The organism is Salinimicrobium sediminis (assembly GCF_900215295.1).
GTDB classification, from domain to species: domain Bacteria; phylum Bacteroidota; class Bacteroidia; order Flavobacteriales; family Flavobacteriaceae; genus Salinimicrobium; species Salinimicrobium sediminis.
Genome location: NZ_OCMF01000001.1, coordinates 1,107,164 through 1,119,721, shown reverse-complemented (window position 1 = coordinate 1,119,721; position 12,558 = coordinate 1,107,164). Strand labels below are relative to the sequence as shown.

At 43.8% G+C, this 12,558-nt stretch carries 12 protein-coding genes; all 12 read left to right on the top strand.

All coding sequences use genetic code 11. From position 1 onward, the window contains the following. Position 1 precedes the first annotated feature (1 nt). The 12 genes from hemB to CRO16_RS05030 all read left to right on the top strand — a co-directional run bounded on the left by hemB (position 2) and on the right by CRO16_RS05030 (position 12,556). A complete protein-coding gene (hemB, locus tag CRO16_RS05085) occupies positions 2–967 on the top strand; it encodes a porphobilinogen synthase (protein ID WP_097055229.1) in 966 nt (321 codons plus the stop codon). 41 nt (positions 968–1,008) lie between these two features. Then, positions 1,009–1,341: a hypothetical protein gene (locus tag CRO16_RS05080; RefSeq protein ID WP_097055228.1), complete on the top strand. Its 333-nt coding sequence runs from the start codon at positions 1,009–1,011 to the stop codon at positions 1,339–1,341. A 64-nt stretch (positions 1,342–1,405) separates the two neighbouring features. Continuing rightward, entirely contained in the window at positions 1,406–1,885 is a 480-nt protein-coding gene (locus CRO16_RS05075; RefSeq protein WP_097055227.1) for a hypothetical protein, read from the top strand. Positions 1,886–2,231: 346 nt separating this feature from the next. Further along, a complete protein-coding gene (locus CRO16_RS05070; RefSeq protein WP_097055226.1) occupies positions 2,232–2,939 on the top strand; it encodes an SDR family oxidoreductase in 708 nt (235 codons plus the stop codon). 19 nt (positions 2,940–2,958) lie between these two features. Beyond that, positions 2,959–4,077: an NAD-dependent epimerase/dehydratase family protein gene (locus CRO16_RS05065; protein WP_097055225.1), complete on the top strand. Its 1,119-nt coding sequence runs from the start codon at positions 2,959–2,961 to the stop codon at positions 4,075–4,077. 10 nt (positions 4,078–4,087) lie between these two features. Then, entirely contained in the window at positions 4,088–6,118 is a 2,031-nt protein-coding gene (locus tag CRO16_RS05060) for a GDP-mannose 4,6-dehydratase (RefSeq protein WP_097055224.1), read from the top strand. After that, positions 6,115–7,125: an MDR/zinc-dependent alcohol dehydrogenase-like family protein gene (locus tag CRO16_RS05055; RefSeq protein WP_097055223.1), complete on the top strand. Its 1,011-nt coding sequence runs from the start codon at positions 6,115–6,117 to the stop codon at positions 7,123–7,125. The genes CRO16_RS05060 and CRO16_RS05055 overlap by 4 nt, the downstream gene beginning before the upstream one ends. Next, the gene (locus CRO16_RS05050) at positions 7,126–8,139 is read left to right on the top strand and encodes a Gfo/Idh/MocA family protein (protein ID WP_097055222.1); all 1,014 of its coding nucleotides are present in this window, start codon (positions 7,126–7,128) and stop codon (positions 8,137–8,139) included. Continuing rightward, positions 8,129–9,235 (top strand): glycosyltransferase family 4 protein, encoded by a 1,107-nt coding sequence (locus CRO16_RS05045; RefSeq protein WP_097055221.1) that lies wholly within the window; start codon positions 8,129–8,131, stop codon positions 9,233–9,235. The genes CRO16_RS05050 and CRO16_RS05045 overlap by 11 nt, the downstream gene beginning before the upstream one ends. Further along, positions 9,232–10,368, top strand: a complete 1,137-nt coding sequence (locus CRO16_RS05040) for a CgeB family protein (RefSeq protein WP_097055220.1) — start codon at positions 9,232–9,234, stop codon at positions 10,366–10,368. The genes CRO16_RS05045 and CRO16_RS05040 overlap by 4 nt, the downstream gene beginning before the upstream one ends. Next, a complete protein-coding gene (locus CRO16_RS05035; protein ID WP_097055219.1) occupies positions 10,365–11,483 on the top strand; it encodes a CgeB family protein in 1,119 nt (372 codons plus the stop codon). The genes CRO16_RS05040 and CRO16_RS05035 overlap by 4 nt, the downstream gene beginning before the upstream one ends. Beyond that, the gene (locus CRO16_RS05030) at positions 11,480–12,556 is read left to right on the top strand and encodes a CgeB family protein (protein WP_097055218.1); all 1,077 of its coding nucleotides are present in this window, start codon (positions 11,480–11,482) and stop codon (positions 12,554–12,556) included. Before CRO16_RS05035 ends, CRO16_RS05030 begins: the two co-directional genes overlap by 4 nt. Positions 12,557–12,558 lie beyond the last annotated feature (2 nt).

The window sequence follows — 12,558 nt, the reverse complement described above, 5'->3', positions numbered from 1 at the left end:
CATGTTAATAAGAAATAGAAGACTTAGAACAACAGAAGCTATAAGAAGCCTGGTAAGGGAAACAATTGTAACTCCTAATGATTTTATTGTGCCCATGTTTGTGGTAGAGGGACAAAATGTAAGGGAAGAAATTACATCCATGCCCAATTATTACAGGTACAGTCTTGATCTTTTGAAAAAGGAGGTGAAGGAACTGTGGGATCTTGGTTTGAGATCGGTTTTGCTCTTTGTCAAAGTACCCGATAATCTTAAAGACAATAAAGGAACAGAAGCTCTCAACAAGGACGGGCTTATGCAACGTGCTGTTAAGGCAGTGAAAGACGCGGCACCCGATATGCTGGTGATGACAGATGTAGCTCTTGACCCCTACTCTTCCTACGGTCACGATGGTATCGTGGAAAACGGTCAAATCGTTAATGATTCAACCAAAGAAGTGCTGGCAAAAATGTCACTTTCACATGTAAAAGCAGGTGCCGATTTCGTGGCGCCGAGCGATATGATGGATGGAAGAATAAAAGCCATTCGGGAACTCCTGGAACAGGAAGGTCATGTAAATTCCGGAATAATGAGTTACAGTGCCAAATACGCTTCAGCTTTTTATGGGCCTTTCCGTGACGCTTTAGATTCTGCTCCGGGATTTGGAGATAAAAAGACATATCAAATGGATCCTGCTAACCGGGAAGAGGCGGTAAAAGAAACCCTGCAGGATATTGAAGAAGGTGCAGACATTGTTATGGTGAAACCGGGACTTTGTTACCTCGATATTGTACGTGACATCAGGAACAAAGTTAATGTTCCCGTTGCAGTTTACCAGGTAAGCGGCGAGTATTCCATGCTCAAAGCTGCAGCCGAAAAAGGTTGGCTAAATCACGATGCCGTGATGCTGGAACAGCTTACGGCAATTAAAAGAGCCGGAGCTCATATGATCGCGAGTTATTTTGCGAAAGACGCTGTTAAACTCTTATAATCGGTCCACTTTTTGATTACTTTTATCTGCAGCAGCAGCAGATGAAAAACTTCGGAAAATATTTACTTCTCCTTCTCACTTTTCTAAGTATAGGTGAGGTTTCTGCGTTTAATTTTCCCGCTTCTGAAGTTAAGGAAGATAAATTTCCTGCTGAAGAATTAAGAGCCGCCGGATTTTCTTTCTATGCCTTAAGGGAAAATCCATTTCAGGAGATCCCGGATCTTTCTGAACCCTCGTTTTTCCCGCTGCATTCGGTTATTCCCTACGGTTTTGATCTTTTTGTTGTTCCTTCGGAAGCTGCAGCTCACTTCTTTATCAGGGATATTCGAAGAAATCTTTCCCAGCAACTCTTTCCGAAGCATTTTTTCTTGTGAACCCGGAATCCTGCAAATTTTGCACAGTTTCAAATTAAAAGTTCACAATTAAAAATTAAATAAAATGGATACAGCTTCAGCCCTAATGGGTTTCGGACTATTGATATTATTCGTAGCTCCGGTAGGATATATGGTTTACAACCAGTCTTTTCAGGAAAAGAAAAGAGCAAAGAAATTAGCATTTTTGGTACAACAGCAGGGTTTCAAACTTGATGAAACCGAAAACATCAATGGCCTTTCTTTAGGCCTGGACAAAACTGCAAGGAAATTCTTCCTTATAAAATCGGGAAGCGATGCAAAACTTAAGACCATAGATTTAGAACAGGACACTAAAATCGAGCTTTTAAAGACAAATGAAGACGGAGCTTCTATTTCAAATCTTGATGAGGTTCGTGAAATTTCACTTCAAATGAAAAACACCGATGGAGGTGTCAAAAAGTTAATATTTTATGCCGAAGAAGAAGACCCGGTTACTCAAAAGACAGAGCGGCTTGATAATGCGATAAAATGGCAAAAAAATCTTCAGAAATATTCCCGATCTTAAAGTTATCTTAATTGGATTATTACAAAAACAGGAGCAATTGCTCCTGTTTTATTTTTTAGCAGCAGCAGCATCCATTGATGTTGCTGCTATCATTAATTGAAATTACACCGAAACACCATAAATTTTTTTGCTGTTGATCCTCTCTGAAACCCTTAGTAAAGTCGCGGTGTTTAAGAATGTTTTAGGCTTGCTTTAATACAATTTCACAAGCTCCTTATATACCTTTGAAAATGAAGCGGCAGGCAAACTTTGCCGTTTTTTTTTCCGCAGGTTTTTAACATCCCCCCTACCCGACCTTCCTGCCGAAAAATGCGGCGTAAAATGGCTCTAAACGTATTACACGATTATGAAGGAAAACACTTATTCTAAACTTGCACTGATCACCGGCGGAAGCAGCGGAATAGGGAAAGCAATAGCCAAAAAATTAAGTCGCGAGGGGATTAAGGTGATCATTGCAGATGTTGCAGAGAACGGGGATGATGATACCGAAATATATTTCCGAAAATGTAATGTGGCCAAAGGAAAGGACGTTGATGAACTCTACGCCTGGACAACAGAAAATTTTGGTCATCCCGACTACCTCATCCTCAATGCGGGACGCGGAATATCTGAAAAGCTAACAGAGGGAGATCCTGAAAAATGGAAAGAGATCCTTGATATCAATGTTATGGGAGCCTTAAGATGTATTCGGGCCTTTACCCCTAACATGCTTTCCGAAGAAAAGGGAAATGTAGTTTTTATTTCTTCAGTATCTGCTAATCAACCACATCCCTATGGTGGAATTTACGCGGCCTCAAAAACAGCCCTTGAAGTCATAGCAGAAACTTTAAGATTGGAAACGCTCCCACATATCAGCGTCACAGTGGTAAGCCCGGGTATTGTAGACACAAACTTTTATGAAGCCCAGGTATCCGGAGACAATTCTGTAGAAAAAATGGGTATGGGTGCAATAGCTCCCGAAGAGATTGCCGAAGATGTATGGTATGCCCTCAACAAAAAAAAAGGAACCTGTATAAATAAAATTATAACCAGACCAACCTTACAACAATTCTAACTAACCAAAACTTAAATTGATGCAGAAAAGAGTCTTGATAACAGGAGGAGCAGGATTTATAGGATCCCATCTCGCAGATGAACTTTTGAACAAAGGATATCAGGTGCGGGCCCTGGATAATCTTTCTGAACAGGTGCACGGGGAAAATGCCTCCCGTCCAGATTATCTCAATCCCGATGTGGAACTACAAATTGGCGATGTTCGTGATAAGGAAGCTGTAATCAAAGCCCTTGAAGGGGTTGACGCTGTGATCCACCTCGCTGCAATGGTGGGGGTAGGACAAAGTATGTATCAAATAAAGGATTATACAGAGGTCAACAATGTGGGAACAGCAGTGCTCATGGAAGCTTTAATAGACAAACCCGTGGAAAAACTGGTTACTGCGTCCAGTATGAGCATCTATGGGGAAGGACTTTATCTTGATGAAAAAGGCGAAAAAAGAATGGATTGCGAAAGAAAGCTATCCGATTTAAAAAAAGGCGAATGGGAGATGTATGATGAAAATAGAAAAGAACTAAGACCTGTTCCAACTCCCGAAACCAAAACACCCAATCTTTCTTCGGTTTATGCGCTTTCAAAATATGACCAGGAGCGGCTGAGCCTTATAACAGGAAAAGCCTATAATATCTCTACAACCGCATTGAGGTTCTTTAATGTTTATGGGACCCGGCAGGCACTCTCCAATCCCTACACGGGAGTGCTTGCAATTTTTGCGTCAAGACTGCTGAATAACAATCCGCCGATGATCTTCGAAGACGGAAATCAGAAAAGAGATTTTATTCATGTAAAAGATGTGGCGCGCGCTATTAGGCTTGCCATGGAAAAACCGGAAGCCGATGGCGAAGTATTTAATGTGGGAAGCGGAAATAAATACAGCATCCTTGAAATCGCCGATAAGCTGGCAGGAGTGATGGGTAAAGAAGATTTAAAAGCAGAAGTCACCGGAAAATACAGGGTTGGAGATATCCGCCATTGTTTTGCAGACACCTCCAAAACAGAAAAACTTCTTGGCTTTACCCCCCAGGTGAAATTTGAAGATGGCTTATTTGAACTGGCAGAATGGCTTAAGACACAGATCGCTACAGATAATGTGAGCAAAGCCAGTAGTGAACTTTCTTCCAGAGGTCTAACCGTATAAAAGAACAGCAATGAACGAATTAAAGAATATAAATGAAAATTCCCCGGCTCTTGGCATTCTTGAATGGTTTAGACCCGGTGAATATGATGAGGTAAGAAATGCTATTGAAGATTTTAATAAACTCGGAATAAAACATCTGCGAACAGGTATTTCCTGGGCAGACTGGTATGTGGAAGGAACGAAGGAATGGTATGACTGGTTGTTTGCAGAGCTGGATCCTCATGTTGAGATCCTGCCCTGTTTTCTATATACCCCTCCTTCTATTGGAGAAATGGCTAAAACTTCGGCACCTCCAAAAGACCTCAAGGCCTATGCAGATTTTATAGATGAGATGATCACCCGGTACGGGCAGTATTTTGAATGGGTAGAATTGTGGAATGAGCCGAATAACAAGGTAGAGTATGACTTTACTCTTGACTATTCCTGGAACAAGTTCTCTACCATGATAGGAATGGCAGCACATTGGGCGCAAAAAAGAGGGAAAAAGACTTTGCTTGGCGGAATGAGTCCTATTGACCCTAACTGGCTGCAAATGATGATCGAGCAAAACGTGCTGGATTGTATAGATGCTATTGGGATACACGGGTTCCCTCATGTTTTTGATCAGCAATGGAGAGGTTGGAAAGTAAATATTCAAAGTATAAGGGAAGTTCTTGACAAGTTTGGGTATAAGCAGGAGATATGGATCTCTGAAGCCGGTTTTTCCACCTGGCAGAATGATGAAGTAAAACAATATCAGGAATTCAAGAATGTTCTGAATGCAAATGCCGGAAGGATTTATTGGTATTCCCTAAAAGATCTTGATCCAAAAAATTCCACGGTTGGAGGTTATCATCTCGATGAACGTGAATATTTTTTCGGACTTAAGAAAACGGATGGCACCAAAAAACTCCTTTACAAGCTGCTTGAAAAAGACGGGGTTGAAAAGATCCATCAACAGGATTACATCAACAAGCAATACAAGATTCAGGAGGGAGAAAAATATACCTTGATTACCGGAGGCGCCGGATTCATTGGCACCAACCTTGCCTCCCGCTTCCTTTCAGAAGGAAAAAAAGTAATGATCTACGACAGCTTGTTCAGAGATGGAGTGGAAGAAAATCTTCAATGGCTGCGAAAGAAATACGGAGAGCGCCTTCTCGTCCAGATATCAGATATTAATGAAACCCGCATCCTGCAGCAGTGTGTAAATAATGCTTCCGAAGTTTTTCATCTCTGTGCACAGGTAGCTGTAACATCTTCAGTTAGCAATCCTATTCATGATTTCAATGTGAACCTCAGCGGGACATTCCATCTTCTTGAGGCAATTAGAAAATCAAAACATCAGCCCCCGCTGGTATTTACCTCAACTAACAAGGTTTACGGAAACCTTCAGGACGTAGAAATGGTAGAGAACGAAACCAGATACCACCCTGCAGATGCCCAGATGAAAAAATACGGGATCAATGAAAAGATCCCTCTCGATTTCCACAGCCCATACGGATGTTCAAAAGGTGCGGCAGACCAGTATATACTTGATTACTCAAGAACCTATGGCCTTAAAACTGCAGTTTTTAGAATGAGTTGCATTTACGGGCCACACCAGTTTGGTACCGAAGATCAGGGCTGGGTGGCACACTTCCTTATCAGCGCTCTTGAAGACAAGCCGGTGACCATCTACGGAAATGGAAAACAGGTAAGAGATATTCTCTTCGTTGAGGATCTTATCGATGCTTTTATGCTTGCTCACAAGAACATCGACAAACTTGCCGGACAGGTTTTCAATATAGGTGGCGGACCCGAAAATACCGTAAGTCTCCTGGAGATCCTTGAGATCATAAGAGACAAAGCCGGAAAGGAAATGGATATAAGCTTTGAAGACTGGCGAACCGGGGATCAATTTTATTATGTATCAAACACCAATAAATTTAAGGAAGCTACAGGCTGGAAACCAAGGTACAGCGTCGAAGAAGGAGTAGAAAACCTGCTGAAGTGGCTTTGCGTGAACCGCAACATTGAACTTCCTGAAAACCTAACGCCCAATAAGAAAGTCGCCATATGAGATCAACGGAAGCAGTCAGGGAGAAATCTCCTGTTTCAGACAAAACTACTGTAGCAAAAGCAGCAGTTTTATCAGCCCCAAAAAAGGTTACTGTAAAAGAAATCAATCTTCCGCAGCCCGGTAAAGGAGAAGTCCGTATAAAAATGGAGGGCAGTGGCGTATGCGCATCTAACATTCCGGTGTGGGAAGGTCGCGACTGGTTCAATTATCCGGTGACTCCCGGTGAACCAGGTCATGAAGGCTGGGGCGTAATTGATGCAGTTGGCGATGGAGTAGAAAATCTAAAAGAAGGAGACCGAGTTACCGCCCTAACTTATAATGCTTACGCCACTCATGATATCTCAAAAGAAGAGAGCGTGGTGAAATTGCCTGATAGCCTTGCAGGAAAAGCTTTTCCCGGAGAACCTTTGGGTTGTGCGGTAAATATTTTTGAGCGCAGCGATATTCAACAAGGGCAAAAAGTAGCCATCGTGGGTAGCGGATTCTTAGGAACGCTACTCGTTCAATTAGCGAAATCTGCCGGTGCCGAAGTTATTGCCGTTTCAAGGCGGGAATTCTCATTGGACACCGCTAAACAAGCCGGGGCAGATCATCTTGTGGAAATGGATGATCATCACAAGATCATTGAGAAAGTGAAGGAGTTAACTAATGGTGACTTCTGCGAACGTGTTATAGAATGCACGGGTAAAGAATGGCCTTTAAACCTGTCCATTGAGCTTACAGGCACCAGAGGGAAACTGATCGTTGCCGGCTTTCACCAGGACGGGATGCGCAGTGTGAACGTGCAAATGCTCAACTGGCGAGGCATTGACATGATCAGTGCCCACGAAAGAGATCCGCAGCAATATATCAAAGGAATTAGAGCGGCAATTAAGGCTGTTGAAGAAGGAAAAATGGATCCTTATCCCCTGTTCACCCATAAATTCTCACTTGAAGAAATGGAGCAGGCATACCAGCATCTCACCGAACGTCCCGACGGATTTATAAAAGCATTAATCATCAACTAAATGATCGCAACACGACCAACCACAAAATCATTGTCTCTGGGTTTCCTCGGCGTAGGCTGGATAGGCCGTAACCGCATGGAAGCTATTCTTAACCATACGACGGCGGAAGCCACAGCGCTCACCGAACCCAATTCTGAAAATTCAGACGAAGCATTAAAGAGTGCCAAAAATGCCGTTTTAAAGACCTCTCCTGAAGCACTTTTTGCTGAAGAAAATCTGGACGGAATCGTCATAGCCACCCCCAGCGCCATGCATGCCGAACAAAGCATGCATGCCCTGAAAAGCGGAAAAGCAGTTTTTTGCCAGAAGCCGCTGGGCCGTACTGCCGAAGAGGTGAAACAGGTGGTGGAAGCTTCCCGAAAAGCCGATAAACTTTTGGCTGTAGACCTGTCTTACCGCTACACAGAAGCTTTTAAAGCAATTTATAATACCATTCAAAAAGGAGAAATTGGAGACATCTTTGCCGTTGACCTCAAGTTCCACAACGCTTACGGGCCCGATAAGGAATGGTTTTACGACATCAACTGCTCCGGCGGAGGTTGTGTTATGGATCTGGGCATCCACCTCGTGGATCTCGCCCTTTGGAGCCTCAACTTTCCTGAAATTTCAGAAGTGAAAAGTCAGCTTTACCACAAAGGTCAAAAACTGACATCCTTTGAAGAACACGTGGAAGATTTCGCAAGTGTCGCGATGACTTCAGGAAAAGACCAGACTATTAATCTTGAGTGTTCCTGGCATGTTTCCGCGGGGAAAGACGCCATAATAGAAGCTACTTTTTACGGCACAAAAGGCGGTGCTTCTTTCAGGAATATCAATGGCTCCTTTTACGATTTTCAGGCAGAAAAATATCACGGTACTCAAACCGAAACACTTGTAACTCCACCGGATGAATGGAGCGGCCGCGCCGGAGTGGTTTGGGTAGAGAACATGATCAAAAACAACGGATTCGACGAACAATCGGCAACCGAATTTATAAAAACAGCAGAAGTAATTGACCGCATCTATGGAAGATAAGAAGATGAAAGTTTTGATGACTACCGATACGGTAGGCGGAGTTTGGGTGTATTCCCTTGAGCTCTGCAGAGCGCTGGAGCAGTATGGCGTACAGGTGCATTTGGTTGCAATGGGCGGCTGGCCCTCCCCTGCCCAACAGGTAGAAGCGGAAGAAATTCCCAATGTCACCTTTTACAAGAGCGATTACAAGCTGGAGTGGATGAAAAATCCATGGAAAGACGTGGAGCAATCCAGAAAATGGATCAACTGCATCTATACTACTGTTCAACCGGATATAGTTCATTTTAATAATTATGCACATGTGGAGGAAGACTGGACTGCACCCGTGGTTACTGTTTTTCACTCCTGTGTACAAACCTGGTGGCAGGCTGTTAAAGGAAAAGCTGCCCCGCAGGAATGGGACCAATATACCCGCACTGTAAAGGAATCACTGCAGGCTTCAGATATAGTTGTAGGGCCAACTCAGGCTATTCTCAATAAAGCGCAGCAGGCTCATGGTTTTACTTCAGAAATAAAAGTGATACACAATGGTAGAAGCATTAATCCTGCTGAAGCAAAGCCTAAAGAGGAAATGATCCTTTGTATGGGCAGGATGTGGGATGAAGCCAAAAACCTGCCGCTGCTTTCTAAAATAGCCGCAAAACTTCCCTGGCCTGTATATGTTGCCGGAGAAGCCGTAAATCCTGATACAGGAGTAAAATGCAGGCTTGAAAATGTAAAATTTCTGGGCAAATTGTCTGCCGAAGAAGTGCAGCACTGGATGCAAAGAGCCAGCATATTCGTCAGTCCCACCCGGTATGAACCTTTTGGTCTTGCAATTTTGGAAGCCGCAGGCAATGGGTGTGCTCTTGTGCTAAGCAATCTTGAAACTCTAAAGGAACTGTGGCAGGATGTAGCTTTGTTCTTCGATCCGGAAGACGAAGTTGAAGCCGAAAAAACGGTCTTACGCTTGTTGGAAAGCCCTCAGTTTTTACAGGAGCTTTCAGAAAAAGCAAAAGAAAGAGCCGCAACCTATTCCATAGACAAAATGGGAGCCGCATATCACAGGCTGTACCATGAAATAATGGAAAAAGAACAAAAATTAATGAGTATATGAAAATAGTGATGTTTTACCATTCCCTCTATTCCGACTGGAACCATGGGAATGCGCATTTCTTAAGAGGTATTGTAAAAGAGCTTCAAAAAAGGGGACATGACGTGGACGTTTATGAACCCGAAGGCGGCTGGAGCCTTCAGAATTTGCTGAAGGACCACGGGGCAGAGCGGTTGGATGAATTCCGGCAGTATTACCCTTCACTAAATCCGCAGTTCTACAATCCCGGGAAAAAACTGAACTATCACAATATACTTGGAGAAGCCGACCTGGTGATCGTACACGAATGGAATGATCCTGAACTCATAGCCGAAATAGGGGAGCAAAAGGAAAAATTCGGCTACAAATTGCTATTTCACGACACCCATCACCGCGCTGTTTCCGCTGAAGAAGACATGAAAAAATTCAATTTTTCGAACTATGACGGAGCATTGGTTTTTGGAGAGGTGATAAAAAAGATCTATCAGGAGAAAAACTGGGTGCAAAACGTCTGGACCTGGCATGAAGCCGCAGATGCCGATTTCTTCAGTCCAAACCGCGATGAGGAAAAGGAAGGCGACCTGGTATGGATTGGCAACTGGGGTGACGGCGAAAGGACCGAAGAGTTGATGGAATTTCTCATCAATCCGGTGAAGGAGCTGGGGATAAAAGCCAAAGTTTATGGCGTACGTTATCCCGAAAAAGCCAAACAAGCCCTTGCAGATGCGGGAATAGAATACGGCGACTGGTTGCCCAACTACAAGGTGCCCGAAGTTTTTGCAAACTATAAAGTCACCGTTCATGTGCCACGAAGGCCTTATGTTCAAATGTTGCCGGGGATCCCTACTATCCGGCCTTTTGAAGCGTTATCCTGCGGCATTCCTTTAATCTGCTCTCCCTGGGATGATGCAGAAAACCTTTTCACTCCGGGCAAAGATTACCTTATCGCCAAGGACGGAAATGATATGGAATACAAGCTCGCAGAAGTACTTAAAAGCGCTCAACTCGCCAAAAGTCTTTCCGAAAATGGCCGCCAAACGATCCTGGAAAAACATACCTGTGCCCACAGAATAGATGCTTTGGAAAATATTTTAAGGGAGCTGGGACTGGCAGAAGAAAAGATCTTCCCTATTCATCACAAAACCCTGGAAGCATGAAAAAGAACCTGAAAATTGCCTTTTTTGGATCAAGTATAGTTTCGGCTTACTGGAACGGGGCTGCCACCTATTACCGCGGAATTGTGAAGGCGCTCCACAAAATGGGGCATGAAGTCACATTTTATGAACCCGATATTTACGAGCGGCAAAAACACCGGGATATTGAAGACCCGGAATGGTGTACGGTAAAAGTCTATCCTGAAGATCAGGTGACTTTAAGGGCGCTGCTCAGAGAAGCTTCGGAAGCCGATGTGATCATCAAAGCCAGCGGGGTTGGTGCTTTTGACGAATTTCTAGAAGATGCCGTGGTACAGCTAAAAAAAGATGACAACCTCATCATTTTTTGGGATGTGGACGCGCCGGCTACCCTTGACAGGATTGAAAACGATCCTTCAGATCCTTTTAATGCCCTTGTTCCAAAGTACGATTTTGTGCTCACCTATGGCGGCGGACAGCCGGTAATAGATGCCTATGAACGCAACGGTGCAAAAAGATGCATCCCGATTTATAATGCCTTAGATACTGACACCCATTTTCCTGTTGAACCACAGGAAAAATTTGAAGGTACTTTGGCCTTTTTGGGGAACCGCCTGCCCGATCGTGAGAAGCGGGTGGAGGAATTTTTCATTAAGCCTGCGGAAAACCTTCCGGGGGAAAAGTTTATTCTCGGCGGAAGCGGTTGGGGAGATAAGAACATGCCGCAGAATATCGATTATATAGGCCATGTCTACACCAAAGATCACAACGCCTTTAACTGCACTCCTAAGGCCGTTTTAAACATTAGCCGGGACAGTATGGCCAAATATGGTTTTTCACCTGCTACAAGGGTGTTTGAGGCTGTGGGAGCCGGTGCCTGCCTTATTACAGATTACTGGGAAGGCATTGAAACTTTCTTTGAACCCGGGAAAGAGATTTTAGTTGCAAAAGACGGTAAAGAAGTAGAAGAAATTATCGCCAACCTCACTCCTGAGAAAGCAAAGAAAATAGGCCAGGCGGCATATAAAAAAGTGCTTGCTGAACACACTTATAATCACCGGGCAGAGCTGCTGGAGTCGGTGATTTCTGAAAAACTTGAACCTGAAGATAAACCCGTTGAACAAAATAGTAGCTTATGAAATTTGTGATCATAGGACTTTCGGTAACTTCTTCCTGGGGAAACGGCCATGCGACTACCTACAGGGCGCTTCTTAAAGAACTTAATGCACTTGGCCATGACATCCTGTTCCTGGAAAAGGATGTGCCATGGTATTCGCCTCACCGCGACATGCCTGCACCCGATTTCTGCAGTCTTGGCCTCTACAAGAACAATGAAGAACTAAAAACAGATTACGCAAAACAGATTGCTGAAGCAGATGTTGTAATTGTTGGTTCTTATGTGCAGCAGGGCGTGGAAGTGGGAAATTGGGCTATTGAAACTGCCACCGGAGTTACAGCTTTTTACGATATAGATACTCCGGTCACTTTGGCAAAACTGGAGCGGGAGGATTACGAATATCTTGACCCTGAGATCATCTCAAAATATGATCTGTATCTGTCATTTTCGGGAGGTCCCATTTTAAAGCACCTGGAGGAGCATTATGGATCTCCTCTGGCGAGAGCTTTATACTGTTCTGTTGATCCCGATTTATATTTTCCTGAAGACCGTGAAAAGAAATGGAAAATGGGTTACCTGGGAACCTACAGTGATGACCGCCAACCTACTGTGGAAGAACTGCTGAATAAACCCGCGGCTCAATTCACTTCAGATAGATTTGTTGTGGCAGGTCCGCAATACCCTGAAGATTATAAGTGGACTTCTAATGTGGAACGCATCAACCATTTGCCTCCGGCTGAACACAGAAAATTCTACAACTCCCAGGAGTTTACCCTGAATGTGACGCGGCAGGATATGATCAAGGCAGGTTACTCACCCAGCGTGAGATTATTTGAAGCAGCCGCATGCGGAGTGCCGATCATTTCAGATTACTGGGATGGCATCTACAGTATTTTCGAACAGGGAACAGAGATCCTAATCGCCGAAAGCAGCGAAGACGTTGAGAAATACTTCAGAAATATTTCTGAAAAAGAAAGAAAGCAAATTGGAGAAACTGCCCGGCAAAAGGTAATGAAATCACACACTGCGAAAGCAAGAGCAAAAGAATTGGTCAATTACGTTAAAGAAGTGCGGCAGCCTTCAGAAAAAGTATAAAA